Here is a 27,000-nt window from a genome sequence, read left to right on the forward strand (position 1 = left end):
TCAGGCGGCGTGTTCGCCGTCGGTCTCGGCGTCGCCGTCGCCGTCGTGACCGTGGCCGCCCTCGGTCGGGCTCATCAGGAAGTAGATGACCGCGGAGATGAGGAGCACGTTGACGGCCGTGACGACGCCCGCGAGGGGGTTTTTCGTCACGCCGAAGATGACCGCTGGCAGGAGCGCGAGCAGTGCGACGGTTCCGGCGCGTCGTGGCGTGAGTTCCATACCGGTCCATTCGCGACCACGGTGTTTCTGATTTCGCCCATTCCCACCGCGTTGGAATGGGGAGTTGCGTTAAAGTCCCGTTATTCCTCATGACCGGGTATGGCCGTTGATTCGACAGCAGAGGGAGCCGCGTCCTCTGCCGCGCGCACTTCCACCGACGGAGGCGTGCCAGCAAACGCGGATTCCCAAGGTGATTCCGGGCAGGCAGACCCCCCGGTCGACTCCATCGTCGGGACGGCCGACGACGGCATCGTTCGCGAACTCGGACACGACGATTTCGACCCGGTCGGGACGCTCGTGCTCGTCCTCATCTACATGGCGATTCTCATCGGCATGTGGGTGTTCATGTACTTCGTCGAGTTCCTCGGACGGGGCCTCACGGTGGTGGGATAGATGGAGATTCACGCCTACGAGAAACTCTGGTTGGCGCTGGCGCTCGTCCTCATCGTCGGGTTCATCGGGACGATTACTTACGGGGCCGCGGGCGCGGGTATCGACATGATAGACGACAAGGGCGGCACGGTCGACCCGGCGACGCTCGACCAGCATCCGAAGTTCGGCGACCCCGGCATCGAACGCAACGGGGAGAACAGCTACGACGTGTACGTCGTCGCTCGCCAGTTCGTCTTCGAACCCGGCACGACCGAGCCGCTCCGCGTTCCCGCCGGCAGCACGGTCACGTTCCACGTGACCGCCGCCGACGTCATCCACGGCTTCGAGGTCGTCGGCACGAACGCGAACACGATGGCCATCCCCGGGCAGGTCGCGGAGTTCACCGTCGAGTTCGGCGAGCCGGGCGAGTACGGGATGCTGTGCAACGAATACTGTGGCTCCGGCCACCACGTGATGGAAGGGAAGATTGTGGTTATGGAACAGGAAGAATTCGACAGTTGGTACGAGCAACAGCAGGCACAAGGGGAGGCTGAGAACTGATGGCGACCGCATCCGGCGGCGGCGAGTTCGTCGATAAGTTCCCCGACGAGGCGGCCGTCATCAAGGCGAGTTTCCTCATCGCGTTCGTCTCGCTCGGCATCGGTGCCTTCTTCGGCCTCGTTCAGGCGCTCCACCGAACGAACGTCCTCCGCGTCATCGACTCGGCGGACTACTACACCATGCTGACGGGCCACGGCGTGCTGCTCGCCATCGTATTTACCATCTTCTTCCTCTGCGGCGTGTTCCACTGGGCGGTCGCCAGAAGCCTCGACCGACCCGCCGAGAGCGCGCTGTTCTCGTGGGCGTGGGTCGGCCTGATGACGACGGGCGCGGTTCTGGCCACCATCGCCATCCTCGGCGGCTTCGTCCCGAACCTCGGCATGAGCGCGGACGTGCTGTTCACGTTCTACGCGCCGCTCCAAGCCCACCCGGTATTCTACATCGGGCTCGCGATGTTCATCGTCGGGACGTGGCTCTCCGGCGCGGACTGGTTCCTCTCCTACCGCGCGTGGCGACAGGACCACCCGGACGAGCGCATCCCGCTGCAGACGTTCATGGTCCTCACGACCATGATTATGTGGTACATCTCCACCCTCGGCGTCGCCGTCTCGGTGGTGTTCTTCCTCATCCCGTGGTCGCTCGGTCTCATCGAGAGCGTCAACCCGCTTCTGACGCGGACGCTCTTTTGGTACTTCGGCCACCCCATCGTCTACTTCTGGCTGATGCCGGCGTACCTGCTTTGGTACACCGTGCTCCCCAAACTCGCGGGCGGTCGCCTGTTCAGCGACCCGCTGGCACGCGTGGTGTTCCTCCTGTTCCTCCTGCTTTCGACCCCGGTCGGGATTCACCACCAGTACCTCGACCCGGGCATCGCGGAGGGCTTCAAGTTCATCGCCATGACGAACACGATGTTCCTGCTCCTCCCGTCGCTGCTCACGGCGTTCACGGTCGTCGCCAGCGTCGAACACGGCGCGCGCCAGCGCGGCGGTAAGGGCTACCTCCGCTGGCTCGGCGCGCTCCCGTGGCGCGACCCCGCCTTCACCGGCATGGCGCTCGCGGGTGCGATGTTCGCCGCCGGCGGCTTCTCCGGCATGATCAACGCCGGGATGAACATCAACTACCTCATCCACAACACGCTGTGGGTGCCGGGGCACTTCCACCTCACCGTCGGCACGGCCGTCGCGCTGACGATGATGGCCGGCTCGTACTGGCTCGTCCCGCAGGTCACGGGCACGAAGCTCTACAGCCGTCCCATCGGCCTCCTGCAGGTCATCATGTGGTTCGTCGGCATGGTGTTCATGTCGAACGCGATGCACCGCGCCGGCCTCGCCGGCATCCCGCGGCGCACCGCCGAACCGCAGTACCAGAACTTCGAGTTCCTGACGCCCATCGGGAGCATCTTCGAGCTTCGGGTGCAGATCGCCCTCGGCGGGACGCTCCTGTTCCTGTCGGTGGTGCTGTTCCTGTTCAACATCCTCCTGACCTCGCTCGGCGAGGAGTCCGACCGGCCGGTCGATTCGCACCTCCCCGAGCCGCTTTCGGGGCCCGAGGGGAGCCCGCGCATCCTCGACAACCTCGCGATGTGGACCGGTATCGCGGCGGTGCTCGTCGTGCTCGCGTACACGCTCCCGCTGGCCGGCATCATCCAGAACGGCGGCGGACTGTTCGGCGGCGGCCTCCCCGTCCCGGCGACCGTCTCGGCCGGCTTCGACCTCGTGTTGACGACGGTCACGAGCGCGTTCAACACCCTCTGGGGGGTCGTCGCGTGAAGCTCACGAAGGCGCGGGCGCTCATCCTCATCGCGTTCAGCGTCCCCGTCGCCATCGAACTGCGCACGGTGGCGGGCTTCTTCAACGTGGAGCTCCCGCTCATCGCCGTGGCGGTCATCGAGTTCCTCTTTCTCGCCCTGCTGTTCGTGCTGTACGGGCTCTACGGCGAGGGGTCGGAGTCGGCGGCGTAACCGACGACTCGAACAACGTTTCGACAGGCCGGGCGCTCGTTTCGACGCCTGAGTTTCCGATTCGTCGCCGCAGTACCGCCACGCGACGAGCCCCGTACCGGTATAAAACCCCCGCGATAGCGTGGAAGACGCCCGGTCAGTTTCCCGGTCGCTGGGAAGCAGTCTCCGTTTATATTCGATAGTCCCGCGTAGGTACAAGCGATCATGAGCAACCTCGACTTGATGAAGGCCGGCATCGGCCTCGCGGTCGTCATCGGTATCGTCCTCACGGCGGTCGCCGGCTACGCGCTGTTCGCAACGTTCGGCGGTATCGAAGGCCTGACCGTCGCGCCGGAACTCCTCGTCTCCGTCCTCTTCGGCGGCCTGCTCGTCGCGGCCGCCGCGGGCGTCCGGAAGGTCGTTCCCCGGCCCCGAACCCGTATCTGAGCGATCGCACCGACCGCACGACCGGCTCCGCTGACCTCCGTTCTCCGTTTCCCGACCCGCTGAGCGACCGCACCGCCCGATTGCCCTGACGCGAAGGCGAAAAGCGATATCGACCGAACACCAATGGAATGACATGTACGACACCGTTCTCGTCCCCACCGACGGCAGCGCCCGCTCCCGGGCGGCGGCCCGTCGCGCCATCGACCTCGCGAGCGCCTACGACGCGTCGATTCGGGCCCTCTCGGTCATCGACGTCGGCGACCTCGGGCTGTGGACGGCCGCCGACGTGCCGGTCGAGCGAGTGCGCGCGAGCCTCCGCGACGCCGCCGAGATGGCCGTCGAAGAGGTCGCGTCGCTCGCCGCGGACGCGGGCGTCCCCTGCGAGACAACGGTCCGAGTCGGCGTGCCGTACCGGGAGATACTCGACGTGGCCGACGAGGGTGACGCGGACCTCGTGGTGATGGCGACGCACGGCCGGACCGGTCTCGAACACGCGGTTCTCGGAAGCACGACAGAGCGGGTCGTCAGGCTCGCCGACGTGCCGGTGTTGACGGTCAGAGAGTGAACCGACCCCGACTCAGACCAGCGCCCTGAGTCCGTCGCGGAGCGCCCGCCGGCCGTAGACCGCGAGGCCGACGGCTCCGGCCGCGCCCAAGAGGAGCGGAATCACGTCGAAGCCGTCGACTGCGAGCCGGAGCGCGCCCCAGACGAGGAACGCGGCGGCCTGCGCGACGTAGAACGCGAGCGTCTCGTTGAACGGGACGAATCCCCCGGCGAGGAAGACGACACAGAGGAGCGCGATACCGACCACGTCGGCACTCATCGGCGGGAGCCAGCCGAGCGCGACCGCGCCGACGGCGAACGCACAGAAGACGACGCCGACGGCGAGCCGTAGCGGCGCGATTTCGGCGAACAGCGATTTGTCCGGCGGGACGACGTTCGAGCCGCCATCCGCCGGCGTCGTAGATGTCGGAGGCACAGTCGTACGTTCGTCCGGAACTGTCAAAGTTCTATTCTCTCGTCCGGTCGCGGTCCGCTTACTCCACGGGGATGCGACTGCCGCCGTCCCCGCCAGTCCGGTCGTCGCGGTCGATGGCGGGGCGCTCGTCGAGTTCGACGACGAGCGTCAGCGGGTCGCCCTCGCGGACGATGCCGACGGCGACCGGTTCGCCGGGGCGAGTTTCGGTGATGAGGTAGCGCATCAGTTCCTCGTGGGTGCGGACCGGGTTGCCCTCGATGGCGACGAGCACGTCGCCGCCGACGGGAATCGGAGAACCGCGGTAGTCGGCCGATTCGTGACAGCCGTGGAGGAATCCCTCGTCACCGTCGGCACCGGCGGCGTCGACGACGAGGACGCCGTGGGGCGCGTCGAGGCCGTTCACCTCGGCGACGGTCGGCGTCACGTCGAGGGTGCGCGCCCGGAGGTACGAGTGGCGGTAGCGACCGTCGGCGACGAGCGCCGGAAGGATGCGGTTGGCGATGACGGGCGAGACGGCGAAGCCGATGTTGTCGCCCTGTTTAGCGCGGTTGACGCCGACGACCTCGTAGGCGGGGTCGGCGGTGTCGCCGCCGTCAGCGGTCGAGTCGCCCTCGGGGGCGGCGAATCCGACGAGCGGCCCGCCCGAGTTCCCGGGGTTGATGGGTGCGTCCGTCTGGACCACGTCCGGGATGGCGAACCCGTTCGAGGTGGGAAGCGACCGGTTCGCTCCCGAGACGATACCCGCGGAGATGGAGCCGTCGAGTCCCAGCGGGTTCCCGAGGGCGGCGACCGAGCGTCCCGGCGCGGGGTTCTCGGTCGCCAGCGGAAGCGCCGCGGCGTCTTCGGGCAGGTCGTCGACGGCGACGACGGCGAGGTCGGTGTAGGCGTCCGCGCCCACGACCTCGCCGACGCGCCACGACCCGTCGGCAAAGCGGAGTTCGACCCGGCCGGCGTCGCTGGCGTCGGCGAGCCGAGAGACGTGCTCGTTGGTGACGAGATGCCGGTCGTCGTAGACGAAGGCGCTCCCCGCCCCGCCGGGGCGTCGGCGGCCGCCGACGTAGACGGAGACGACCGAGGGGATGACGTCGCGATACAGCGCTTCGAAATCGGGATACGTTGGCATGGTGGTGCGACGAGACGGCACATACCGCCGGGGCGTCGCTTACCTCGGGTTAGCGCCCAGCGGATTTGAGCGTGTCGCACGGTGACAGCCAACACGACTGTCACGGGCGGCGGAGCGGTCGGGAGCGGCGGCCGCGGGTCGCGAGCGAAACGATGCCGCGAGACCCCCAATTTAATACTATCTGTAGTAAACGTCGAGACAGCAATGGTCGCACTCGACGTACACGAGGACATGCAACGACTCGCCGACAGCGGCGTCGTCGCGGTGATGCGCGGCGCGGATGCGGACACCATCATCGACGTGGCCGACGCGCTCCACGAGGGCGGCGTCACCGCCTACGAAATCACGGCCGACAACCCCGACGCGATGGACCTCATCCGCGAGGTATCGGCGTCCTTCTCGGACCGCGAGGCCATCGTCGGGGCCGGGACCGTCCTCGACGCGCCGACCGCCAACGCGGCCATCCAGGCCGGCGCGGAGTTCGTCGTCGGGCCGAACTTCGACGAGGGCGTCGTCGAGACCTGCAACCGCTACGGGACGCTCGTCGCGCCGGGCATCATGACGCCGACCGAGGCGGTCGACGCGTACTCCGCGGGCGCGGACCTCGTGAAGGTGTTCCCCGCCTCCTCGCTCGGCCCCGGCCACCTCAAGAGCATGAAGGGGCCGCTCCCGCAGATTCCGATGATGCCGACCGGCGGCGTCGGCCTCGACAACGCCGCGGACTACATCGACGCCGGGGCGGTCGTCGTCGGCGCGGGCGGCGCGCTCATGGACGGCGAAGCCATCGAAAACGGCGACTTCGAGGTCATCACCGAGACGGCCCGCGAGTTCTCGACCGTCATCGACGACGCTCGGGACGACTGAGTCCGAACCCGAACTGACCACCCATCAATCGCTTTTACCGAATCGACTGCACGCGCTCTTCGAACCCTGCGGGAACCACGTCCGCGAGCGCGTCGGGGTCCGACTCGCCGTTGGCCGCGACGAGGTAGGCTGCGCCGTCGTCGTCGCCGTAGACGCGCTGGAAGTCGTAGACGAAGCCCCAGCAGTCGGTCGCCTCTGGCACCTCGTCGCTCTCGGTGAGGTACTCCACCTGCCGGACGACCGCGTACTCGACGAGTCGGTTGACCGCCTCGCCGCCCGGCGTGTCCGCGTCGAACACGCCGAGTTCGCGGGCCTCCTCGGCGAGCGGAACGAGCCGCGAGACGGCGGCTTCGACCGCCGGGGGAAGGTCCCCGACGCTCCCGCCGGCGACGGTCTCGTAGGCGGCCGTCACCGCGCCGCAGCCCGTGTGCCCGAGGACGGCCACGTCGGTCGTCCTGAGCGCCGAGACGGCGTAGCCGACGGCGTCGTTGACGACGAGTTTCCCGTCGACTTCGGTCCACACTTGGTTGCCGACGTTGACCGACGTGAACAGCTCGCCGGCTTTGTCGGCGCTCCAGACAGCGTCGGCCGGGACGCGAGAGTCAGAACAGCTCACCGAGACGACCGCCGGCGACTGCGCCTCGCGCACGCCGTCGAAGTGGTCGGCGGCGAGGCTCTCGACGTGCCGTGCGTTCCCGGCCAAGAGTGACTCCAGCACCGTTCGCGTCATTGGTGTAGGTTGCGTCCGCGCGTCTATATAGCTCCCCGCTCGTCGCTCGATTCCTCGGTGTCGTCGGCGTCACCGGTGTCGTCGGCGTCGTCCGAGTCGGAGTCGGTGTCGCTGTCGGTGTCGCTGTCGGTGTCGGTCTCTGCTCCGTCGCCCCTCTCGCTCTCGGACTCGGGACCGGGTCCGGGTTCGGACTCGACCGACTCGCCCCAGATGAAGGGGTCGTCCGCCTCGACTTCGTCGCCGTCACCGGCCTCCTCAGCGTCTTCGTCGCCCCCGCCGACCGCGGGTTCGGCCTCCTCGACGAACTCGGGCGTCTCGCTCACGTCGGTCTCGTCGTCAGGGGTCGAGCCCGAGTCCGATTCGTCGGGGTCGCGGCCCGGCTCCGCGGCGCGGATGCCGAGCGCGGCCTGCCGGGACTGTTGTCGCGCCTCCCGGCGCGCCGCCAGCGCTTCGCGGAGGCGGTCGTTCAGCGTCTCCCGGAGCTCCGCCGCGTCGTCGACTTCGATGTCCACGGCCGTCGCGTCGCCGCCGACGAGGGAGATGCTCCCGGCCGTGTCCGCCGTGACCGTCGAGACGCGCCAGCGGCGCTGGAAAATCGTCCGCCGCTCGATGGCCGTCTGGACCCGGTAGTAGGGGACAAAGCGCATCTCGCGCTTCCAGAAGCCGTTTCGGGTGACGAAGTGGTTCTCGGCGAGCGCGTAGCCGCGGTGCCGCCACTGGAGCGCGCCGGCGACGACCGCAACCGGGACGAGCGCCAGCGGCACGAACCACGGAATCTCCTGCGGGAGGAATCGGTTCGCCCCGTAGAGCGCGAGAGTCGCCGCGCCGAGGACGAGCGAGTACCGGACGGCGTAGCGCCGGCGGATGCGCGTCGGCGGTCCTTCGAACGTCGGCTCCTCGACGCCCTCGAGGTCGGCGACGAGGCCGAGCACGCGGTCGCGGGTCGCAAGCGGGATGGCCGCCTCGGAGCCGCGACCGCCGCCCGACCCGTTCGATCCGTCGGAGCTTGGGGCGTAGCCCGCCGTCTCCACGAGGAGCGTCGCGTAGCCGAACCGCCGCTTCAGTGGGTTGTCCTCGACGGTGAGCGTCTGGAGCTTGTCGAGCGGAATCGACCCGTTGTAGCGCTGGAGGAGGCCGCGCTCGTACTGGAGTTCGTCGCCGACGCGGGTCAGACGGAAGCCGTAGTAGTTCACCACCGCGGAGGCGAAGCCGGCGGCCCACGAGACGAGCGCGACGAGGAGCCCCAGCGCGACGACGCCGACGCCCGCGGCCGCGACGCTCCCGGCGGGGACCGGCACGTCCACGTACGAGGCGACGATGGGGAAGGCGGTCGACCCGAACACGAAGACGAGACCGGGCAGTCGGAGGTCGAACGACAGCGCGCCGACGATGGCCAACTCTCGGGGGGTCAGTTCGAACAGCAGTTCCTGTTCGGGTTCGGGCGCGTCGCCGTCGGTACCGCCGCGTTTCAGGCGGGCGACTTCCGACTGGATGCGACGAGCCTCCTCGTAGCTGACGAAGCGGAGACTGCCCTCGGTCTCGCCGCCGCCGGCGGTTTCGAGGTTCACGGCGGCGATGCCGACCAGCCGCTGGGCGACGTTGCGAGAGATGTCGACGTTCTGGATGCGACGGTAGGGAATCTCGCGGTTACGCCGGGAGAACACGCCCGAGCGGATGTCCAGCGTGTCCGGCGTCAGTTCGTACTCGAACCGACGGAAGTATGCGAGTTCGTAGCCGGCGATTGCGACCACAGCGACGCCGACGAGCGCGACCGAGCCGAGGCCGCCGAGGAAACCGCCGAAGGCGGTCCCGCCGGTGAAGGCGAAGAAGGCGAGCGCGAAGACGACGCTGGCGCTGCGCTGGACCGCCCGGTAGGGAACCGAAAGCGGCGACAGCCGGGTCATACCGCGTCGTCGCCCTCGGACGCGATTGCGAGGCGCTTCAGTCGGTCTTGGAGGTCCTCCGCGCCCTCCGGCGTCAGTCCGGGAATCGACACGTCAGCGCCGCGGGAGCCGGCGGTGTAGACGACAGTCGACGCGAGGCCGACGAGTCGTTCGAGCGGGCCGCGCGTCGAGTCGACGTGCTGGACCCGGACGAACGGGACGACGGTATTGACCTTGGTGAGGACGCCGCGCTGGAGATACAGCGAGTCGTCGCGGACCTCGTAGCCCCACGCCCGATACCGGAGTAAGGCGACGGCGACGCCGACGACGAGGAAGACGCCGCCGACCGCGACGGGGACGTACGAGGGTATCGAGACGGGCGCGAACAGCGTCGCCGCGGTCGCCACGCCGCCGACGACGAGCGCGAACACGACCGCTCGGGCGACCCAGAGGAGACGGATACGGGGGTGGAGGCGATTCACGGGAATCCCTCCGAGCGCGTGAACATCGTATACTCCGGCGTCTCTTCGAACGGGTAAATAACTGTGGCCGCGGGAATCGGCCTACGGTGTGGCGGCGAGGCGGCGTTCGACCCGGCGGGTCGCGGTGTCGAGCGTCGCGCCGACCTCCGCGAGCGTCGCGAGCACCGGATACCGGACCGACAGGTCGGCGTAGAAGAACTCCGTCACGTCCGGCACCAGCCCGGAGAGCGCCCGTCGGTGGTGGGAAATCGTCTCCTGTCGCGCCGCGACCAGCTCCGAGAGCCGCTCGCGGAGCGCGGACAGGTCGTCGTAGAGCGTCACCAGCGCGTCGAAGCCGCGTTCGGACAGCGGCGTCCGGTCGAGGTCGTCGAGCCGTTCGAGGAGGTCTTCGATATCGCCGCGCATCGACGCCACCGATTCGGTTTCCTCGTCGACGACTTCGATGAACTTCTCGCGCTCGTCTCGCGACGACGCGGCCGCCGCGGCGACGGTCCGCCGGAGCGGCGGCGAGAGGACGCTCGCCGACCGGAACGCGGTCGCCACGTCCGGGCCGAACTCGGCGGCGAGGCTCGCTTCGAAGGAGTCGCCGTACTCCTCGTCGTAGTGCGGGACGGACATCACGGTCCGCTCGTAGCTCCGACGCAGGCCGGAGAGCGCCGCGTCGGTCCTGTCTCGCCCGCCCCGCTGGCCCACGAGCGTCGCGGCCGCGGGGGCCTGATTCGGAGCCGACGCCGTCGCCTGCGACGCGGCGACCTCCCGGCGGAACGCCCGGAACGCCTCGCGCTCGTCCACACAGCGGCGGCGCTCGGCGCGGAGGGCGCTGCGGGCGTCGTCGAGGCGGTCGAGGCTCACCGCCATCGAACCGCCCCCGGAACGTCCGAGCCGACGACCCGCCCGGGCGGCGTCCGCTCGTCTACGAGTGGGAGCGCCGACAGGTGTCCGCGGTCGGCGTGCGCGGCGATACCCTGCCCGTGGGCGGCCCCGCTGGCGGCGAGGGTGTACGCCTCGGCCATTCCCTTCGGCCCCGCGAGCGGGACGAGTCGAACCGTCGTCCCGCGGCGGTCGATATCGACCACGACGAACGACTGCGGGAACGAGCAGGTCGCCGGGGCGATGAGTTCGCGGACACCGGCTCTCACGGCCGTCGCGGGCCAGTGGATGTGCCCGGAGAGTACCAGCGGCACGTCGTGGCGCGCGAGCACCGCGGCGAGTTCGTCGGCGTTGCGGAGCTGGTAGAAGTCGGCGTCGGGGAACTGGCCGGTGTGGCGGCGAGGGTGGAAGACGTTGTGGTGGAGGACGACGACCGGGGTCGCCGCGTCAGCGAGGACGGTGTCGAGCCAGCGGAGTTGAGAGTCGGGCACGGCCCCCTCGTGGGTGTCGGTGAGGGTGAGGTCCGGGCCGCCGCTGGCGGAGTCGAGGCCGACGATGTCGACGCCGCCGACCCGACGGACGAACGGGAGGGCGTCGTCGGCGTAGCGCGCCGCGAACTCGGCCGGCGTCGGGGCGTCGTAGTCGTCCCAGCGCTTCGGCACGTCGTGGTTGCCGGGGACCGCGACCCGCGGCCCCGGCAGGTCGCGGATGATTTCCTCGACGACCTCGTACTCCTCGGGGCGGCCGTCGCGGGTCAGGTCGCCGAGGAGGACCGTCGCGTCGACGTCGAGGTCGGCGATGGTCGAGACGGCGGTCCGAAGCCGCGTCTCGCTCCGGTGGTAGACTTTCCACGTGCCGGACCCTGTCGGGGTGACGTGCGGGTCGGCGACGACCGCGAGCCGGGTCGGCGTCTCAGAGACCGGTCGTGCGAGGCGCGCGAGCACCGGTCCGGGACCTCGCTCGGCCGACTTCCCGACCGGCGTCTCCCCGATGGTCGGCGGGGCGTCCGGGCTCATCGGTCGATGGTCCGCGTGAACGTCCCCAGCGCGGTCTCCCGGTGGACGCGTATCCGCCCGGTGTCGGGACACAACTCGATTCGAAGCGGCGACTCGGTGGCGCGCGTCTCGTCCCCGTGCATACACGTGGACTCACCCGGACCGAGATGATAAACATGTCGTACAGAATATATATTTTCGAACGTAGATATGGATACTCTACGGAGTCCTCGGGAGTCGGCTCCGGCGTCAGTTGAGGAGCAGGCCGGCGTCGACGAGGAGCAAGACGGCGACGAGCGCGGCACCGAGGTAGAACGGCGCGGCCTTCTCGGCCGGCGTGCGGACCTTCTTCTCCGCGAGGCCGTCTTTGGCGCGGGCCCGCCCGACTTCGACGAGGCCGGTCAGGACGAACCAGAGCACGAGCATCCCGAGGACGAGGTGGCCGCGGCCGGAGCCGAACAGGCTGTCGACCGTGTAGCGCGTGCCGGCGAGGTGGCCGCCGGTCGCGAACATCACGAGCGAGGCCCCGCGAGACCACATCGTCAGGCGCGAGACGACCGATTCGAACGCGGCGGCGCGGATGTTCCCGGCGCGGGCGGTCGGCAACACGGCGAGCGCGAAAAAGAGGACGCTCCCCGTCCAGAGGCCGCCCACGACGAGGTGGAGCGTTGCCATCACGGTGTCGATGAGTGCCATGTCCGTCGGGTTAGTTCAGCGATGCTTGAAGGTTTCACCTTCGCTCGGTCGGGACCGGCGGGGAGCTGGATGCGGACGACGGCGCGTGAGCGAGTCAGCGAGTCACCGCCGGGGCACCGACCTCAGCGAAGCACGGCGGGCGGCTTCGCCGTCACGTCGAGGTCGGCCGCGTAGTGGAGTATCGGGTCGCCGTCGGGGTGGTCGAAGCCGCAGGCCTCGAACATCGTGTTCGCGCGAATCTCCGCCTCCACGTCCTGTATCGGCCACGGGTCGTGGTCGATGTCGCCGATGACGACGGGCCAGTCGTCCGTGTAAAAGCGGTAGTTCTCGACGAGGAACGCGTCGAGCGAGCCGGGTTCGAGGGTTCGGACCTCGCCGGTCGGTCGGTAGGTCGCCTCGAACCGCGCTCCCGGCGTCTCGGCCGTCGCGGGCCGGTAGCTCTCGTAGTCGACCGCGCCGTCTCGCTCCTCCACCGAGATGTTCGCGTAGTGGTACGGGAGCCGGTAGCCCAGTCGGGCCATCGCCACGCCGAGGCGGTCCGCGGCGTCGAGGGTGAAGAAGTAGACGCCGCGGGGGCCGCCGTCGGCGGGTTCGACGTAGGTCCGGAGGTTCACCTCGGGGAACCCCAGTCCGATGGGCGACCCGCGCGGGCGGATGTCCGTCATGTCGAACGAGACGACGCCGAGCCACGCCCGCCCGTCGTGAGTCGCCACCGAGAGCCGGTCGGGGAGTCGCGGCTCCACGAGGTCGGGGTCGACCGGCCAGTGGGCGAACAGCGTGTGCCGCCAGCGCATCGACAGGAGGTCCATAGCGGCCGTTAGGACCGACGACGGGTGTGGGTTTCGGCGGTTCCGGGGCACCGCGAACGCACGGCCGTCGTCCGCCCACCCCGCCGAAACGAACTCCTGTCTGGCGACCAATCCCCGCCCATGGGACTGGAAAACGCAAGCGGCACGTTCGACATCGGCGGCGACCTCACGGTTCACCGACTCGGCTTCGGCGCGATGCGCATCACCGGCGACGACATCATCGGCGAGCCCGACGACGTGGAGAACGCGCGAAAGGTCCTCCACGAGTCGCTCGTCCACGGTATCGACCTCATCGACACGGCGGACTCCTACGGCCCCGCCGTCTCCGAGCGCCTCATCGGCGAGGCGCTCGCGCCCTATCCGGACGACCTCGTAGTCGCCACCAAGGGCGGACTACTCCGCAACACCGACGGCGACTGGATGCCAAACGGCGACCCCGACTACCTCCGGAACGCCGTCCTCGGGAGCCTCGACCGCCTTCGGGTGGACACCATCGACCTCTATCAGCTCCACCGCCCCGACCCGCACGTCGCCTTCGAGGACTCGGTCCACGCGCTCGCCGAGATGAAAGACGAGGGACTGATTCGGCACGTCGGCCTCTCGAACGTCTCGGTCGAACAGCTCGACGAGGCGCGCGACATCGTCGACATCGCCACGGTCCAGAACCGCTTCAACGTCGGCGACCGCGAGTTCGAGGCGAGCCTCGACGCCTGCGAGGCGTACGGTATCGGCTTCATCCCGTGGTACCCGCTCGGCGCGGGCGACCTCGGCGACCGGGCCGACGCCGTCTCCGCGGTCGCGGCGAAACACGACGCGACGCCCCAGCAGGTCGCCCTCGCGTGGCTCCTGCACCGCTCCGACGTGATGCTTCCCATCCCCGGTACGTCGAGCGTCTCGCACCTCCGCGACAACGTGGCGGCCTCCCACATCGACCTCGACGACGAGGACATGGACCGACTCGACTGACATGAACTTCACCGTCGTGCAGGGCGACATCGCCGCTCAGTCGGCCGACGCGCTGGTGAACGCCGCTGGGACGAGCCTTCGGATGGGGCCGGGTGTCGCGGGCGCGCTCCGTCGCGGCGGCGGCCCCGAACTGAACGAGGCCGCGATGGCGAAGGGGCCGAGAGACCTCGGTGCGGTCGCCGTCACCGACGCCTTCGACCTCGACGCAGAGGTCGTGATTCACGCCGCGGCGATGCCGCACTACGGCGACGGGCGGGCGACCGCCGAGAGCATCCGCGACGCCGCGCGAAACGCCCTGCGAGCCGCGGACGACCGCGGTTGCGAGTCGCTCGTGATTCCGGCGCTCGGTTGCGGTATCGCCGGGTTCGACCTCGCCGACGGCGCGCGACTCATCTGCGAGGAACTCCGGGCGTTCGAGCCGAGTTCGCTCCGCGACGTTCGGTTCATCGCCTACGCGGACGACGAGTTCGAGACGATTTCGCGGGTCGCCGACGCGGTCGGGGCGGCGACGGAGGAATAACAGTGGGCGACACGGCCGACTCGGACCTGTCGGCGGGCGAAACCCACGGAGCCGCCGACGAAGACGCCGACCCGGTGCTGTGCCCCGTCTGCTCGACGCCCTACGACTCCGTCTCGCTCCACGACCGCGGCCTGCTCGTCAATCTCCTCGACAACGAGCGGTACCGTCGCGTCTGCTTCGAGCCGGTCGAACGCGACGGGCGGCCGCACGTCCGGTTTTTCCACCACACTCACGAGCAGGTCGGCGCGGACGACTGACTGAGTGAGAGTGAGGTGGCGAGCGGGTGCGGAGGCGCAAGCGACGCGTCCGGCCTAACTCCACGGGCGTTCCGTGAACTCGCCGGCCTCGATTTCGCGCTCTATCTCGCGGAGCGTCGCGTCGTCGACGCTGACGAGGTGGCAAAGCGGGTGGCCGGGCGCGGCGACCGGGTTCTGGAGGACGCCGGCGACGAGCCCTGTGAAGGGGGCCGAGACGCGCTTGTCTCTCGTCTTGAAGTGGTCAGAGATGGTGCAGATGGTGTCGCCCTCGTGGACCAGCGGCACGTCGCCGTACTGCATCTCGACGAGGCCGCCAACGTCGGCGCGGAGCCACGTCTTGTCCGTCGCGGAGTCGATGACGCGCGTCCAGCCCGGCCAACTGACCGGCTTCTCCGGGAGGACGCCGTACTCGGCGAGGACGCTCTCGACGCCTTCGAGCGCGCGGTCGACCATCGCGGGCTGGAAGCGGTGGGCGCGGCCCATCTCGACGGTGATGGTCGGAATCCCGTCGTTCGTGGCGACGGTGCGGAGCGAACTCGCCTCGGCCTCGCCCGAGAGGATGAGGTTCGCGCCGAACGACCGCGCGAGGCGGGCGACCTCGGGGCGGTTCATATCGGCGCGGACGTGGTACATCGTCGTCCGGTTGCGCGTCGAGGTGTGGAAGTCGATGCCGAGGTCGCAGGGCTCGACGAACCGACGGTAGATCTGGTTCGCCATGCGCTCGGCCGTGTTCGCGCCGTCGCGGCCGGGGAACGACCGGTTCAGGTCGAGGTCGTAGATGGGGATGTAGCGCTGTTGGGCGAGGTAGCCCGGAACGTTCGCCACGTGGATGCAGACGATGGTCCCGTGGATGTCGGCGGGGTTGTACCGGCTCGCGACCTCCTGCATCACCTTCACGCCGTTGAGTTCGTCGCCGTGGAGCGCCGCGGTCATGAAGACCGACGGCCCGCCCTGCTCGCCGTTGATGACGGTGACGGGTATCTCGACGGGGTCGCCGAGGTACGTCTCGCTGATTTCGTACCTGAGGTGTCGCACCTCGCCCGGCGGCACCTCCGAGTCGTACCTGAACGGTTCGGGGTCCATGGGACGTTCATCGGAGCCGACGGGTAAGAAGGTTGACCGGCTTCGGGCCTCGTCCGGACAGACGCGGGACAATACGGCTATCTCCGCCGCAGTCGTCTGTCTCCTCGAGAGATGTGTATCCACAGATGACGGCGAAACGTCCGGTCTGCAAGCGGTGCGGTTCCCCCACGGGTCCCGGTGGCGTGGTCGTCCGACACGCCGGCTCGGACCCCCTGCAGGTGTCGGAGTGCGGGCGCTGCGGCGCGATTATCGATATCGGCGGCAGGACCCGTTGGTGAACTGACGCGGCGACGACCGTCGCGTCGATTTACGTCGCTCGCGCGCCATGTCGTCCTCATGGCGACTCCTCGGCTCGACGACCCGCTCGACATCGGCGGGTTCACGCTCCGAAACCGGCTCTACCGCGCGCCGGTGCTCGAATGTGCGGGCACCGGTCCCGAGACCCCCAAGCGCCTCGCGGCCGAACTCGAACCCGCGGCGCGGGCCGGTGCGGGACTCATCTGTCAGGGCGCGACTATCGTGCGCGAGACGGGTGGCTGCGCCGCGCCGGGGATGACGCGAATCGCGGACCCGGAGTTCGCGGCGTCGCTGTCGGCGGTGACCGAGCGAATCCACGACCACGGCGCGGCCGTCGCGGTCCAGTTGGAGTACGGCGGCCTGCGGAGCATGGAGACGTGGCACGCCGAGTACCGGCGCGACCACCCGGATTTGCAACAGCTCGCCGTCTCCCGGCCGCCGCGACTCCTCAGACTCCTCGACGCCCTCGGCTTTCTCGACTACGACGCGCGCGTCATGACGACCGACGAGGTGTACGAACTCGCGGCCGACTTCGGTCGCTCCGCCGCGATGGCGGTCGACGCCGGCTACGACGTGGTCCACGTCGCCGGCGCGAACATGGGTATCGTCCACCAGTTCCTCTCGCCGTTCTACAACCGCCGGGACGACGAGTTCGGCGACGGCGTCCGGTTTTTGGAGGTCGTCGCCGACGAGGTTCGCTCGCAGGTGGGCGACGTGCCGCTCATGACGAAAGTGCCGGCGGAGACGGCCGCGCCGCCCGGCATCCGCCGACGCCTGACCGAGGACGACGCGGTCGAAATCTGTCGTCGACTCGACGAGGCGGGTTACGACGCGCTCGTCCCCGTTTCGGGGTCGGTGTTCTGGGACGCGAGCATCGTCCGCGGGTCGTTCCCGGCCCGCGCGTGGCGCGACGACCGCTACCGCGACGGCTACGCCGCGGCCTTCGGCGGCCCGCTTCGGGCGCGACTCGTCGAACTCGGCAACCGAATCGAGGCGGCGTGGTATGACTTCGACCCGGCGTGGAACGCCGACCTGTGCCGCCGGGTCCGCGACGCCGTCTCGGTGCCCGTGCTCTGCGAGGGCGGCATCCGCGAGCGCGGCGAAATCGACCGGCTGCTCGGCGACGCCTGCGACGCCGTCGGGATGGCTCGGCCGTTCTACGCCGAACCGGAACTCCCCGCGCGACTGCTCGGCCGCGATGTCCCGGCCGGCACACGGGTCGTCTGCGAGAACTGCAACAACTGCGCGGTGCCGCAGGCGACGGGCGCGCCGGGCGTCTGTCGAACGCCCGACGTGTTGGCTCGCGCGGGAACCCTCAGAATGGAGGGAGCATACGACACAGACACCGAGACGGCGGACGACGACGAGCCCGACCCGGTGGGTTAATAAGGCTCTCGTCGGTCAATCTGGGTAATGGCGCGCGACCGGTCCGCGATGGAGTCGGCCGAACTGACGGCGGTGCTCGACGCGCTCGACGACGCGGACGCACGAGCCATCATCAGAGGACTCGAAGAACCCATGACGGCAAGTGAAATTTCAGACACGTGTGACATCCCGCTTTCGACGACGTACAGGAAGTTGGACCTGCTCACCGACGCGGCGCTCCTCGCCGAGGGGACCCAGATTCGCGCGGACGGTCACCACGCGACGACCTACGAGGTCGCCTTCGACGAGGTTCGAATCGCTCTCAACGAGGACCGCGACTTCGACGTCGCGGTCGGCCGCCCGGAGCAGACGCCCGACGAACGCCTCGCGGACATCTGGTCGCGGGTCCGGAGGGAGACCTGATGGGGCACCTCAGCGCCTCGCCGACGATTACGACGATGATCATCGTCGTCAAGACGGGCATCCTCGTCCTCGGCGGGCTCATCACCTACTTCAGCTACAAGGCGTACCGGAACACCGGGGCGGCGTCGCTCCGCGCGCTCGCGCTCGGCTTCGGTGTCGTCACGCTCGGCGCGATGCTCGGCGGCGCGCTCGACGTGATTCTCAACGTCGACCTCGCCACCGGACTGCTCTTCGACTCGGTGCTGACGCTCGTCGGCTTCGCGGTCATCACCTACTCGTTGTACGTCGACTGAGCTGGTTCGGGAGGCTGCTCTCGGATGGCCCCGACCGAGTCCAATCGAACCGCCTTCGAACCAGCCCGTAACTCGCGGTCGCGCCCCCGCCGTTTCTGTCACGTCTCTCGGTCGTGAACCACAGCGATATCCCGGAGCGTGCCGCTCGTCACCACGAATCAATGGTCGCAGATATTATTGCCTAAATTGTGCAAAACCGTTATTAGGTAGCGGCCGGTACCAGTAGGTATGTCCGACGACGAACTGAACGATATCCGGCAGCAGAAACGCGAACAGCTCGAATCCAATCTCCGCGGCGACGGCGGAAGCACGGCGAAAGGAGCCGCAGATTCCCCCTCGGAGCCCGTCCACGTCGACGGCGCTGAGGTCCTGGAAGACGTCGTCTCCACGAACGACGTGGTGCTCGTCGATTTCTACGCGGACTGGTGTGGTCCGTGCAAGATGCTCGAACCCACGGTGAAGAAACTCGCGCAGAACACCGACGCCGCGGTCGCCAAGGTCGACGTGGACGCGAACCAGGAGCTCGCCGCACAGTACCAGGTTCGGGGCGTCCCGACGATGGTGCTTTTCGCCGACGGCGAGGCGGTCGAACAGCTCGTGGGCGTCCGCGGCTACGACGACCTGAAGAACCTCGTCGAATCCCACCTCGCGTAAGCGTTCTCTCCCCCCGAGACTCGGGGTCGATTTATTGACGCTCTCGTCCGACCTTCGGGTATGCAACTCCTCGCCGAACCCATCGACATCGGAACCCGGTCGCCGACGGTCCTCCTGAACGAGAGCGACGCGGCCGAACTCGGGGTCCACGCGCTCGAACGCGTCCAACTGCGGCGAGACGGGCGGACGACCATCGCCATCGTGGAGCTGACGGACGAACTCGTTTCTGAGGGGACTCTCGGCGTGACGCGCCGGCTCGGTCACATCGAGGGCGAGGTCGAGGTTTCGGTCGCGCCGCAACCCGACTCGGTGTACTACATCCGCAAGAAGCTCGACGACATCGAACTCGAAGCCGACGAACTGTCCCAACTCGTCCGCGACATCTACGAGGAGCGCCTCGCCGACGTGGAACTCGGGGCGTACGTCTCTGGAATCTACACGAACGGGCTGTCGATGGAAGAGACGATGCACCTCACGGAGTCGATGGCGGACGTGGGCGAGACCATCACGTGGGAAGAGCCGGTCATCGCCGACAAGCACTCCATCGGGGGCGTCGCGGGCAACCGCGTCACGCCGATTCTCGTCCCCATCGTCGCCGCGGCGGGGCTGAAGATTCCGAAGACCTCCTCGCGGGCCGTCACCTCCGCGGCGGGTACCGCAGACACGATGGAGGTCCTCTGCGACGTGGAGTTCTCCGTCGCGGAGATACGCGATATCGTCGGGAAGACTGGCGGCTGTCTCGTCTGGGGCGGCGCGGTGAATCTCTCGCCGGTCGACGACCGCATCATCCGCGCCGAGACGCCGCTCTCTATCGACCCCAAGGGGCAGCTCATCGCCTCCGTCCTCTCGAAAAAGAAGAGCGCCGGCTCGACCAACGTCGTCGTCGACATCCCCTACGGCGAGGGCGCGAAAGTCGAGAGCCTCGCCGAGGCGCGCGAACTCGCGAAGGACTTCAACCGCGTCGGCGACCACCTCGGGATGGCGGTCGAGTGCGCCATCACGAACGGGGTCGCGCCGGTCGGCCGCGGGGTCGGTCCCGTGCTCGAAGCCCGCGAGGTCCTCGCCACGCTCGCCGGCGGCGGCCCGAACGACCTGCGGGTGAAGGCGATTCGCCTCGCCGACGTGCTGTTCGAGTCCGTCGGCGTCGACGCCGACGCCGCCGAGATTCTGGACTCGGGGCAGGCCGAAGAGACCTTCCGCGAGATACTCGCCGCGCAGAACGGCGACCCCGACGTGGAGGCGGCGGACCTCTCGCCCGGCCGACACACCGTCGCGGTCCGCGCCGACCGCGACGGCGTGGTCACCCACGTCAACAACCGCCTCGTCAACGAGGTCGCTCGCCGGGCCGGCGCGCCGAGAGACCCCGGCGCGGGCCTCGAACTCCACCGCCGCGTCGGCGAGATGGCCGCCAGCGGCGAGACGCTGTTTACCGTCCACGCCGAGTCCGAGGACAAACTCGCCGACGCGAAGGCGCTCTCAGAGCGTGTCGAGACCGTCCGGGTGCGACACCCCGACGAGGCGCTCGTCGACCGGGTCTGAACGCCGTCTCCGCGGCGACCTTTTTCCATTCGACGCCCGTAGTTCCCGCATGGACGACCGCGTACATTCCGAGGTCCGACGCACCGCGACGGAAATCGACACGATGGAGATTCGCGGCGCGGCGACCATCGCCGACGCGGCCGCGCGGGCGCTCCGGACACAGGCCACGGAGAGCGACGCCGCCGACGCCGAGGCGTTCCGGGCCGAGCTCCGCGCGACCGCCCGGACGCTCCACGAGACGCGGCCGACGGCCGTGAGCCTCCCCAACGCCCTCCGGTACGTCCTCCGCGACATGTCGAGTACGACCGTCGAGGGGCTCCGACAGAACGTCGTCGACTCGGCCGACGAGTTCTGCGCCCGGCTCGAACGGGCGCAGGCCGACCTCGGACAGGTCGGCGCGAACCGCCTCCGCGACGGCGACACCATCATGACCCACTGCCACTCCACGGACGCGCTGGCGTGCGTCGAGGCGGCCGTCGAGCAGGGAAAGCACATCGAGGCGGTCGTCAAGGAGACGCGGCCTCGAAATCAGGGACACATCACCGCGAAGCGACTCCACGAACTGGGCGTGCCCGTCACGCTCATCGTCGACTCGGCGGCCCGCCGCTACCTCAACGACGTGGACCACGTGCTCGTCGGCGCGGACGCCGTCGCGGCCGACGGAAGCGTCATCAACAAAATCGGGACGAGCGGCCTCGCGGTCAACGCACGCGAGCGGGGGTCGCCCATCATGGTCGCCGCGCAGACGCTCAAACTCCATCCGGGGACGATGACCGGTCACACCGTCGATATCGAGATGCGCGACACCGCCGAGGTCGTCGACGACGACACGCTCGCGGACCTCGGAACCCCCACCGTGAAGAACCCCGCGTTCGACGTGACGCCGCCGCGATACGTGGACGCCATCGTCACCGAGCGCGGGCAGTTCCCGCCGGAGAGCATCGTCATCCTGATGCGAGAACTGTTCGGCGAGGGCACTTCTGAGCCGTGGGCGGAGCCGTCGCCGCGGGCCGAACCGTAGGCGGAGACGTCGTCGCGAACCGACCCGCAGTCACGACCGGCCGACGAGGTCGGCCATGACTTTCATCTCCGCTTTTCGCAGGTGCTCCGCCGCGGTGCTCGTCGAGCAGTCGAGCCGCGCGGCCACGTCGGCGACCGACCCGGTCCGCGGCTCGCGGTAGTAGCCGCAGTCGACGGCGACCTCGATGGCCTCGCGCTGGCGGGGCGACAGCGACCCGGCCGAGACGCTCCCCGGCCCCGTGTACTCCCTCACCCGCACGACTTCGAGGCCGCGGCCCTCGGGGAGCTGTTCGACCGCCGACTGGAGCGCCTCGTCGGTCCCGACGAGCGTCATCGAGACCGTTCCGTCGCCGTCGAAGACGACCGGCGGGACGACGATGAGACCGCCCCGCGTGACGGCGGCCGTCTGCCTCGTTCCCGCCGCGTCGAGCCGCTCGTCGACCACGATGAAAAAGGAGTCGCCGGGGAGCTGGGAGAGTTCGTACGACAGGATGCGCTCCGTCTCCGCGAGCGCCGCCTCGTAGGCCTCGACGTCGGTCCCGAAGACCTCGAAGACGATGGTGTTCCTGTCGGTCACCGTCGGGTTCCAGTGGTGGAGTTCGGTCCGCTCGAACGCCTCGTGTTCGACGACGAACTCGTGCATCGGATGCAACTGTTCGTCGTCGGGCGTGAAGCGAAGCCTGACCGATTTCATGCCGGCGAATTGATTCGACTGCGACATAAAAACCGGCCGCACTCGTGAGGCAGAACGACGAACCGACGACCGGACGAACGGGCGGATGTCAACCGTCATGTCACTCGAACGCCCGCAGCAGCCCCCCGAGTCCGACGCCGACCCCGCCGCGCTCGCCGACGACGCCTCCGGTCCCCTCGACGCCGACGCGCTCCGGCGGGCGTTGGGCGACGCCGTCCTCGCCACCGAAGCGCACGTTCACGCGCCCGCGGTGCAGGTTCGCCCGGACGCGGTGCAGTCGTCGCTCTCGACGCTCCGCGACGACCTCGGCCTCGACCACCTCTCGTGTGTGACCGCCCAGGAGTACGAGGACCGCTACGAGTCCATCTANGGTGCAGTCGTCGCTCTCGACGCTCCGCGACGACCTCGGCCTCGACCACCTCTCGTGTGTGACCGCCCAGGAGTACGAGGACCGCTACGAGTCCATCTATCACCTGAAGTCGTACGACGACCCGACCCGAGAGGCGAGCGTCGTCGTCCCGACGCCCCGAACCGACCCCGTCAGCCAGTCGGCCGCGCCGGTGTTCCGGACGGCCGAGTGGCACGAGCGAGAGGCGTACGACCTCGTCGGCATCGAGTACGAGGGACACCCGGACTTGCGTCGTATCCTCCTGCCGGAGACGTGGCAGGGTCACCCGCTCGGGCTGGACTACGACCAGACGCGCCCGCAGGTGGTCCGGTACGACGAGAACGCGAACCCGCTGGCCGAGGACGGCCGGGCCAGCTCGAACACGATGCTTCTCAACATCGGGCCGCACCACCCGGCGACCCACGGCGTGATGCACCTGCAGGTCACGCTGGACGGCGAGCAAGTCGCCGACGTGGAGCCGGACATCGGCTACATCCACCGCTGCGAGGAACAGATGTGCCAGCGGGGCACCTACCGGCACCAGATTATGCCGTACCCCGACCGCTGGGACTGGGGCGGCGGCGGCCTCCTGAACGAGTGGGCCTACGCCCGCACCGCCGAGGCGCTGGCGGACATCGACGTGCCCGAGTACGCGCAGGTGCTCCGGACGCTGGCGGCCGAACTGAGCCGTATCCTCTCGCACATGCTCGCGGTCGGCGCGTACGCCCTCGACGTCGTCGGCGACTTCACCGCGACGTTCATGTACGCCATGCGGGACCGGGAACTCGTCCAGAACGTCCTCGAAGACCTCACGGGCCAGCGGCTGATGTTCAACTACTTCCGGCTCGGCGGGGTCGTCTGGGACCTCCCGGAACCCCGCGAGGAATTCTTCGAGAAGATTCGGACGTTCGTCGACGGCCTCCCCGAGAAACTGCGGGAGTACCACGACCTCCTGACGGCAAACGAGATTCTGCAGGCCCGAACGCTCGAAACCGGTATCCTCCCGCCCGAGGTGGCGAAGGACTACGGCGTGACGGGGCCGGTCGCCCGCGGCTCGGGCATCGACTACGACCTTCGCCGCGACGACCCCTACGGCTACTACGACGAACTCGACTGGGAGGTCGCCGTCGAGGACGACTGCGACAACTTCGCGCGCCTGCTCGTCCGCCTCCGGGAGGTCGAGGAGTCGGCCAAAATCGTCGCGCAGTGCGTCGACCTCCTCGAAGACTGGCCCGAAGACGAGCGGACCATCCAGTCGAACGTCCCGCGCACCATCAAGCCGGACGACGACACCGAGGTCTACCGCGCGGTCGAAGCCGCGAAGGGCGAACTCGGCATCTACATCCGCGCCGACGGCACGGACACCCCGGCGCGGTTCAAGATTCGCGGCCCTTCGTTTTCGAACCTCCAGTCACTCCCCGAGATGGCCGAAGGCGAGTACATCCCGGACCTCATCGCTGCGCTCGGGAGTCTCGATACGATAATGGGAGAAGTAGACCGGTAATCGGCGGTGGGACGGCGGGTGTCGCGCGTCGGCGACAGTTCAGTCGTCCGACGGCGAGGCGGGACCCGCCGCGTCACCCGACCCGTCGGCGACGGCCTGTGGTCCCGACGGCGGCGACCCGTCGGGGGACGTCCCGACCGACGCGGGAGCGTCGCCGCCGCGCCCGCTTCCGCCGGCGTCGCCGACGTCGAACCGTCCGACGAGGTCTTTGAGCGACTCCGCCGACTTCGACACCTGCCGGATGTTCCGCGTGACTTCGTTTATCGCGGCGGTCTGTTCTTCGGTCGCCGCGGAGACCGTCGCCGTCTCCGAGGTCGTCTCCTCGCTCACGCTCGACACGTCGTCGACCATCGAGACGACCTCCTCGGTCGAGACGGCCTGGTTCTCGGTCGCCTGCGAAATCTCCTCGACGCCGTGTTCGGCCTCGCGAATCGCCCCGGAGATGTGGTCGAACATCTCGATGGCGTCGCCGATGGTCTCGGAGCCGCTCTCGACGCTCTCCTGCATGGACTGCATGTCGTCGACCGTGTCGTCGGCGCGGTCGCGCACCTCGTCGATGCGGGCTTCCACGTCGTCGGTGGCCTGACTGGCCTCCTTCGCCAGCGCCTTGATCTCGTTGGCGACGACGGCGAAGCCCTCGCCGGCCTCGCCCGCGCGGGCCGCCTCGATGGATGCGTTGAGCGCGAGCAGGTCCGTCTGCTCCGCGATGTCGTTGATGAGTTGGACGATTTCGTTGATTTCGCCCACCTGCTCGCCGAGGGCTTCGACCCGCTCGACCGCCTCGTCGGCCTCGGTCTCGATGGTAGATATCTCCTCGGTCGCCTCCGCGGCGTGTTCGCGCCCCTCGTCGGCGAGCGACACGGCCTGATTCGCCGACTGGACGACGCCGTCGGCGGAGGCGGCGACCTCCTCGATGGTCGCAGAGAGGTCGTTCATCTCGTTTGCGACCGTCTGGAGCCGTTCGGTCTGCTGTTCCGCGCCGTGAGCGATTTCCTCGACCGACCGCGCGGTCTCCTGGCTCGCGGACTCGATTTCCTTCGCGCTCGACACCGTCTCGTTGCTCACCGCCGCGAACTCGTCGGCGACGGACTGCACCTCGACGAAGCCGTCCTGGAGCTTCTGAATCCCCGTGTCGAGGTCGGTCATGATGGCGCCGAACTCGCCGGGCAGGTCGGTCCGGAGGTTCTGGTCGAGGTTGCCGTCGCCGAGCTCCGTTCCGGCGGTTCGAAGCGCCGAGACCTGCCGTTGGAGGTTCGCCTGCATGTCGTCGAACGCCTCGACGAGCTCCCCGAGTTCGTCGTCGTTGGCGTCGATGGCTTCGTCGTCGTCGAACCGCCCGCGGGCGAGCGACTGCGCGCGGTCCCGAAGCGCCTCTATCGGCTCCGAGAAGTACCGCGCGGCGACGTAGCCGACGCCGACGACGACCACGATGATACCGACGATTAACAGGAGCATGACGTTCCGGGAGGTGTCTGCCCGACTGTTCATCGCCTGTCCGAGCTGTTTGACCGGCCCCGTCACGTCCGACTCGGGGACGGTCGCGACGAGTTTGTACTGTCCGTTGCCGAAGTGGAGCGGCGCGTACCCGACGAAGTACCGGTCCGAGTCGCCGCTTTCGCCGGCCGTCTCGTAGGTGGTGAGGCCGCGCTGGACGAGGCCGGCCGAGAGGTTCTCGGCGACTTCGCCCTCGACGGTTCCGAGCGATTCCTTCGAATCGGTCAGGAGCGTGCCCCCTTCGCCCACGATGGTCATGTGACCGCTCTCACCGACCTGGATGTCGTCGATGAGCACGTTGAGGAGGTCGAAGTTGAACTGGAGCGTGATAGTCCCCGTGAGTTCGCCCCCGTGGTAGACCGGCGTAGTGACGTAGACCGTGGCCCCGTCGTCGGTCGGTACCACCTCACTGACCTGGATTTCACCCTCCTGAAGCCCGGTCGCGGTCTCGAACCATTCCTCTTCGGCGTAGGAGACGTCGGACACCGAACGGGTGGTGATGCCGTCTTCCGTGCGAACCGTTTGGACGACTCCCTGCCCGTTTTCGTCGGTGAACAGAATCTCGTCGTAGGCGGGGCGCTCCTCGCCGTCGATAGTCACGGAGCGCGTTCTGAGGTAGCTCTCGAACGAGTCGTTAATCTGGCCGCGGGCGTCGGCGACGGCGGCCGTCTGGAGCTCGTAGTAGTAGACGCTCGGCGCGAGCACCCAGTCGAAGTCCTCGTGGTAGGCGTACGCGACGAACTTCTCCTCGACGGGGTTGCCCGCTTGGGTGGTGTCTTCCCACTCGTACTCGACGATGCCCCAGTCCTCGCCGTTGCGGACGGCGGCGTTCGACTCGATTTCGGCGGGCACCTGATTGAACGCCTGTATCTCGGTGTCGTCGACGGCGTTGATTCCGTCTTCGAGGCTGTGGTGGACGACGAAGTCGAGGTCGCCGTTCAGGACGAACGCGTAGCCGGTCGACCCGACGTAGCCCGGTCGGAACGCGTCAGAGAGCGTTCCACTCTGTTGGACGCCGTTTCCGGCCGTTCCGGCGATTCGCGCCTCGACTTGGTCTTTCACCTGTTGTTGCTCTGCCGAAGTGAGTTCCTCCCAGTCCCGGCCGCCGTACTGGTTCGCGAGCACCGTCTCTTTCGTCGTCTCGACGGTCGCACGCATCTGGAGCGCCATGTACCCTAACTGCGCCTGGCTCTGTTCCTGGACGAGTTCCATCTGGCCCGCCCGGGCGGCTTCGTAGTTCTGTACCGGCGCCGAGTCCGCCAGCGCGAGCGCGTCGATTCGGCGGACGTCGAGTAGGTTCTGTATCTCCTCTTGCCGGGCGGCGACGGTTTGGTTCAACTCGCCGGTAATCTGCGCTTCGAGCGTCGCCTCGCTCTGTTCTTGTGCGTAATCACCAATACTTGACATTCCTTGGACGCCTGCGACGCCAACGACTGCCACGGGTAGCAGCGAGATGGCGAGACACAGCGCGATAAGTTTCGTTCGTATCTTCATGGTTTAGTTGATATCGGCGAACCCCGGCATCCCCCAATAC

At 68.5% G+C, this 27,000-nt stretch carries 30 protein-coding genes and 2 pseudogenes; 17 read left to right on the forward strand and 15 right to left on the reverse strand.

The features are described 5' to 3' along the window. Positions 1-219 (reverse strand): hypothetical protein, encoded by a 219-nt coding sequence (locus tag C457_RS04805; protein ID WP_004972354.1) that lies wholly within the window; start codon positions 217-219, stop codon positions 1-3. A gap of 165 nt (positions 220-384) precedes the next feature. Here C457_RS04805 and C457_RS04810 point away from each other — a divergent pair, with 165 nt between their 5' ends. From C457_RS04810 to C457_RS04835, 6 genes are all read left to right on the forward strand, one after another. Beyond that, a complete protein-coding gene (locus tag C457_RS04810) occupies positions 385-612 on the forward strand; it encodes a hypothetical protein (RefSeq protein WP_004044002.1) in 228 nt (75 codons plus the stop codon). Then, positions 613-1,152, forward strand: coding sequence for a cytochrome c oxidase subunit II (locus C457_RS04815; protein ID WP_008092442.1), 540 nt, complete (start codon positions 613-615; stop codon positions 1,150-1,152). Next, positions 1,152-2,921 carry a b(o/a)3-type cytochrome-c oxidase subunit 1 gene (locus C457_RS04820; RefSeq protein WP_008092443.1) on the forward strand — a complete coding sequence of 590 codons (1,770 nt, stop codon included), beginning with the start codon at positions 1,152-1,154 and terminating at the stop codon, positions 2,919-2,921. The genes C457_RS04815 and C457_RS04820 overlap by 1 nt, the downstream gene beginning before the upstream one ends. Next, positions 2,918-3,112 carry a hypothetical protein gene (locus C457_RS04825; RefSeq protein ID WP_004971074.1) on the forward strand — a complete coding sequence of 65 codons (195 nt, stop codon included), beginning with the start codon at positions 2,918-2,920 and terminating at the stop codon, positions 3,110-3,112. The genes C457_RS04820 and C457_RS04825 overlap by 4 nt, the downstream gene beginning before the upstream one ends. Positions 3,113-3,316: 204 nt before the next feature. After that, on the forward strand, positions 3,317-3,538 hold the full coding sequence (locus C457_RS04830; RefSeq protein ID WP_008092444.1) for a hypothetical protein: 222 nt from the start codon (positions 3,317-3,319) through the stop codon (positions 3,536-3,538). A gap of 133 nt (positions 3,539-3,671) precedes the next feature. Beyond that, the gene (locus C457_RS04835) at positions 3,672-4,103 is read left to right on the forward strand and encodes a universal stress protein (protein ID WP_008092445.1); all 432 of its coding nucleotides are present in this window, start codon (positions 3,672-3,674) and stop codon (positions 4,101-4,103) included. 12 nt (positions 4,104-4,115) lie between these two features. On the opposite strand, the gene C457_RS04840 is transcribed toward C457_RS04835, so the two are convergent. Both C457_RS04840 and C457_RS04845 read right to left on the reverse strand, forming a co-directional pair. Next, positions 4,116-4,517 carry a hypothetical protein gene (locus C457_RS04840; protein WP_008092446.1) on the reverse strand — a complete coding sequence of 134 codons (402 nt, stop codon included), beginning with the start codon at positions 4,515-4,517 and terminating at the stop codon, positions 4,116-4,118. A 58-nt stretch (positions 4,518-4,575) separates the two neighbouring features. Then, positions 4,576-5,640, reverse strand: coding sequence for a S1C family serine protease (locus C457_RS04845; protein ID WP_008092447.1), 1,065 nt, complete (start codon positions 5,638-5,640; stop codon positions 4,576-4,578). 204 nt (positions 5,641-5,844) lie between these two features. Here C457_RS04845 and C457_RS04850 point away from each other — a divergent pair, with 204 nt between their 5' ends. Beyond that, a complete protein-coding gene (locus C457_RS04850) occupies positions 5,845-6,504 on the forward strand; it encodes a bifunctional 4-hydroxy-2-oxoglutarate aldolase/2-dehydro-3-deoxy-phosphogluconate aldolase (RefSeq protein ID WP_008092448.1) in 660 nt (219 codons plus the stop codon). Between the two features lie 34 nt (positions 6,505-6,538). Here the strand turns inward: C457_RS04850 and C457_RS04855 are convergent, their stop codons facing one another. The 8 genes from C457_RS04855 to C457_RS04885 all read right to left on the reverse strand — a co-directional run bounded on the left by C457_RS04855 (position 6,539) and on the right by C457_RS04885 (position 12,969). Further along, a complete protein-coding gene (locus tag C457_RS04855; protein ID WP_008092449.1) occupies positions 6,539-7,234 on the reverse strand; it encodes a carbonic anhydrase in 696 nt (231 codons plus the stop codon). A gap of 23 nt (positions 7,235-7,257) precedes the next feature. Continuing rightward, positions 7,258-9,138 (reverse strand): PH domain-containing protein, encoded by a 1,881-nt coding sequence (locus C457_RS04860; RefSeq protein ID WP_008092450.1) that lies wholly within the window; start codon positions 9,136-9,138, stop codon positions 7,258-7,260. Next, positions 9,135-9,599, reverse strand: coding sequence for a PH domain-containing protein (locus tag C457_RS04865; protein ID WP_004972329.1), 465 nt, complete (start codon positions 9,597-9,599; stop codon positions 9,135-9,137). The genes C457_RS04860 and C457_RS04865 overlap by 4 nt, the downstream gene beginning before the upstream one ends. A gap of 81 nt (positions 9,600-9,680) precedes the next feature. Then, a complete protein-coding gene (locus C457_RS04870) occupies positions 9,681-10,457 on the reverse strand; it encodes a DUF7260 family protein (protein WP_008092451.1) in 777 nt (258 codons plus the stop codon). After that, positions 10,448-11,485, reverse strand: coding sequence for a metallophosphoesterase family protein (locus tag C457_RS04875; RefSeq protein WP_008092452.1), 1,038 nt, complete (start codon positions 11,483-11,485; stop codon positions 10,448-10,450). Before C457_RS04875 ends, C457_RS04870 begins: the two co-directional genes overlap by 10 nt. After that, positions 11,482-11,607 carry a hypothetical protein gene (locus tag C457_RS21010; protein ID WP_004043988.1) on the reverse strand — a complete coding sequence of 42 codons (126 nt, stop codon included), beginning with the start codon at positions 11,605-11,607 and terminating at the stop codon, positions 11,482-11,484. Before C457_RS21010 ends, C457_RS04875 begins: the two co-directional genes overlap by 4 nt. Positions 11,608-11,713: 106 nt before the next feature. Further along, on the reverse strand, positions 11,714-12,160 hold the full coding sequence (locus tag C457_RS04880) for a hypothetical protein (RefSeq protein WP_008092453.1): 447 nt from the start codon (positions 12,158-12,160) through the stop codon (positions 11,714-11,716). Between the two features lie 122 nt (positions 12,161-12,282). Then, entirely contained in the window at positions 12,283-12,969 is a 687-nt protein-coding gene (locus C457_RS04885) for a YqjF family protein (protein ID WP_008092456.1), read from the reverse strand. Positions 12,970-13,089: 120 nt separating this feature from the next. Here C457_RS04885 and C457_RS04890 point away from each other — a divergent pair, with 120 nt between their 5' ends. From C457_RS04890 to C457_RS04900, 3 genes are read left to right on the forward strand one after another with little or no spacing between them, the layout of a single operon-like run. Next, entirely contained in the window at positions 13,090-13,935 is an 846-nt protein-coding gene (locus C457_RS04890) for an aldo/keto reductase (protein ID WP_008092457.1), read from the forward strand. 1 nt (position 13,936) lies between these two features. Further along, positions 13,937-14,455, forward strand: a complete 519-nt coding sequence (locus C457_RS04895) for a macro domain-containing protein (RefSeq protein WP_008092459.1) — start codon at positions 13,937-13,939, stop codon at positions 14,453-14,455. A gap of 26 nt (positions 14,456-14,481) precedes the next feature. After that, entirely contained in the window at positions 14,482-14,712 is a 231-nt protein-coding gene (locus C457_RS04900) for a hypothetical protein (protein WP_049913402.1), read from the forward strand. Positions 14,713-14,766: 54 nt separating this feature from the next. On the opposite strand, the gene C457_RS04905 is transcribed toward C457_RS04900, so the two are convergent. Beyond that, entirely contained in the window at positions 14,767-15,795 is a 1,029-nt protein-coding gene (locus C457_RS04905) for a succinylglutamate desuccinylase/aspartoacylase family protein (RefSeq protein WP_008092463.1), read from the reverse strand. Positions 15,796-16,131: 336 nt separating this feature from the next. Between C457_RS04905 and C457_RS04910 the strand changes: the two genes are divergently transcribed. The 6 genes from C457_RS04910 to C457_RS04935 all read left to right on the forward strand — a co-directional run bounded on the left by C457_RS04910 (position 16,132) and on the right by C457_RS04935 (position 21,387). Beyond that, a complete protein-coding gene (locus C457_RS04910) occupies positions 16,132-17,478 on the forward strand; it encodes an oxidoreductase (protein ID WP_008092465.1) in 1,347 nt (448 codons plus the stop codon). A gap of 27 nt (positions 17,479-17,505) precedes the next feature. Then, positions 17,506-17,880, forward strand: a complete 375-nt coding sequence (locus C457_RS04915; protein WP_004971053.1) for a helix-turn-helix domain-containing protein — start codon at positions 17,506-17,508, stop codon at positions 17,878-17,880. Then, positions 17,880-18,173: a DUF7521 family protein gene (locus tag C457_RS04920; protein WP_008092467.1), complete on the forward strand. Its 294-nt coding sequence runs from the start codon at positions 17,880-17,882 to the stop codon at positions 18,171-18,173. The genes C457_RS04915 and C457_RS04920 overlap by 1 nt, the downstream gene beginning before the upstream one ends. Before the next feature lie 228 nt (positions 18,174-18,401). Further along, a complete protein-coding gene (trxA, locus tag C457_RS04925; protein ID WP_008092469.1) occupies positions 18,402-18,827 on the forward strand; it encodes a thioredoxin in 426 nt (141 codons plus the stop codon). Positions 18,828-18,887: 60 nt separating this feature from the next. After that, a complete protein-coding gene (locus C457_RS04930) occupies positions 18,888-20,366 on the forward strand; it encodes an AMP phosphorylase (RefSeq protein ID WP_008092471.1) in 1,479 nt (492 codons plus the stop codon). A gap of 49 nt (positions 20,367-20,415) precedes the next feature. Then, a complete protein-coding gene (locus tag C457_RS04935) occupies positions 20,416-21,387 on the forward strand; it encodes a ribose 1,5-bisphosphate isomerase (protein ID WP_008092473.1) in 972 nt (323 codons plus the stop codon). 30 nt (positions 21,388-21,417) lie between these two features. Here C457_RS04935 and C457_RS04940 read toward each other — a convergent pair whose 3' ends face one another. Then, positions 21,418-22,080, reverse strand: a complete 663-nt coding sequence (locus tag C457_RS04940) for a helix-turn-helix domain-containing protein (protein WP_049913385.1) — start codon at positions 22,078-22,080, stop codon at positions 21,418-21,420. A 97-nt stretch (positions 22,081-22,177) separates the two neighbouring features. On the opposite strand from C457_RS04940, the pseudogene C457_RS04945 reads away from it, so the two are divergent. Next, a pseudogene (locus C457_RS04945) lies at positions 22,178-23,972 on the forward strand (NADH-quinone oxidoreductase subunit D). A gap of 39 nt (positions 23,973-24,011) precedes the next feature. Here the strand turns inward: C457_RS04945 and C457_RS21130 are convergent. Both C457_RS21130 and C457_RS21135 read right to left on the reverse strand, forming a co-directional pair. Further along, positions 24,012-25,235, reverse strand: coding sequence for a methyl-accepting chemotaxis protein (locus C457_RS21130; protein ID WP_394295174.1), 1,224 nt, complete (start codon positions 25,233-25,235; stop codon positions 24,012-24,014). Further along, a pseudogene (locus C457_RS21135) lies at positions 25,230-26,960 on the reverse strand (cache domain-containing protein); the annotation flags it as partial. The pseudogene C457_RS21135 and the gene C457_RS21130, both read right to left, overlap by 6 nt. Positions 26,961-27,000: the final 40 nt, after the last annotated feature.

This window comes from Haloferax prahovense DSM 18310 (assembly GCF_000336815.1).
Classification (GTDB): domain Archaea; phylum Halobacteriota; class Halobacteria; order Halobacteriales; family Haloferacaceae; genus Haloferax; species Haloferax prahovense.